Annotated in this window: 2 protein-coding genes; both read right to left on the bottom strand. The window is 42.7% G+C overall.

The genetic code is table 11. The annotated features are described in order from the left end of the window. Positions 1-186: 186 nt before the first annotated feature. On the bottom strand, positions 187-567 hold the full coding sequence (locus tag RNAN_RS18520; RefSeq protein ID WP_040552754.1) for a hypothetical protein: 381 nt from the start codon (positions 565-567) through the stop codon (positions 187-189). After that, a partial coding sequence (locus tag RNAN_RS19385; protein WP_040552752.1) for an RHS repeat-associated core domain-containing protein occupies positions 567-1,248 on the bottom strand: 682 nt, incomplete at its 5' end. The genes RNAN_RS19385 and RNAN_RS18520, both read right to left, overlap by 1 nt.

Genomic DNA, 1,248 nt, shown 5'->3' with positions numbered 1-1,248 from the left:
CATATTGACCTGTGACCAGGCTGACACAGAATATTGAACACCCTCACACCGATTTACCGGTGAGGGAGGGGCTTGGAGTTAGTACAGTTAAATAATCAAAATCATCAAAAGCTATAAATGTGCTCAGTGCAATTCACTTGTATTACTCAGATTCATTCAGCATCTGCTATTACTCTTCCGCCCAATTTAATGAGAATTCTGAGCTTCAATATACGAGCATGAAACAATTATAAACTCAGATGAATGCCAAATATTGAAGTAACAATCTTCGAAAATAGCCCTTAAAAGGTATAACCTTTGCTCACTAACTTTTTGAAGTACATCCGTGGATTCGATAATCCCTTTTACCGTCGATTTTCCCTCTTCAACTCTTTTCCGGCGCACCTTATGAATATGGAGTATTTGTCCAGACTCTGTTGACTGGCCATCATCATATCCACTTTCAATTTTAATACTGTCAGGAGATGTCTCATCAATTTTTGATATAAGTAACATAAGCACTTCACTGAGGGAAGGATGCTTAATCAAGGATTTTTCAGCAATATCACGAACTTTTTTTAAATCCATTATTCAACCTTCTCTACTTTATCCGCATGTACAGTACCTTTAAGCAGTACTTCATGTTCACTAGTATCTGCTGGTTGACTCGGCAAAGTAATTTCCTGCATACCTACTTCTTTGGTTAAAATTACACCTGAACCAACATCATTGGTAGCAAAGTCTTTTGCCACGTCTTTACTGGTTGACCAAGACGTATAGGCACTATCTTCTGTCTGACCTTCGCTATGAGCGTTAGCATTTGTATGCCCTGTCGAACCGCCTCTAGGAATAGCCAGTCCTACACGAGCGGCACCGTAACTGTCTGAACCCTTATCAACGCCTCTATACAACGTAATCTTATCGTTGTTCTGAGTTTGGCTGGAAGAAGCTACACCAGTTGCACCTCTTGATACTCTATCTCCACTGCTTCCGCCTCTAGGAACGGACTGTGTCGCATGATGTGACGCTGCGCCACCCGCAACTACCGGAGGTGGGGGAATGACAAGAATGCCAGCGAGTCCATTGGGGTCAATGTATTTATATGGGTTATTATTTGCATAAGCATACCGGTTAAACATCATCGGGTTGCTGGCGGTAAACCCCACCGGGTCGTTTGAGTAAAACCTACCGATAAGTGGGTCATAATACCGCTGCTGCATATACGTTAACTGCAGGTCGTCATCTTCCAGATGCCCGGTGTAACCCGGC

Source organism: Rheinheimera nanhaiensis E407-8, from assembly GCF_000296695.1.
In the GTDB taxonomy this organism is placed as follows: Bacteria; Pseudomonadota; Gammaproteobacteria; order Enterobacterales; family Alteromonadaceae; genus Alishewanella; species Alishewanella nanhaiensis.
The sequence above is the reverse complement of the archived record's forward strand: the minus strand, read 5'-3'. Positions and strand labels throughout refer to the sequence as shown.

Bases quoted from the DNA above. Each gene is read 5' to 3' on its own strand.
- RNAN_RS18520 (WP_040552754.1), bottom strand. From the start codon at position 567: ATGGATTTAAAAAAAGTTCGTGATATTGCTGAAAAATCCTTGATTAAG.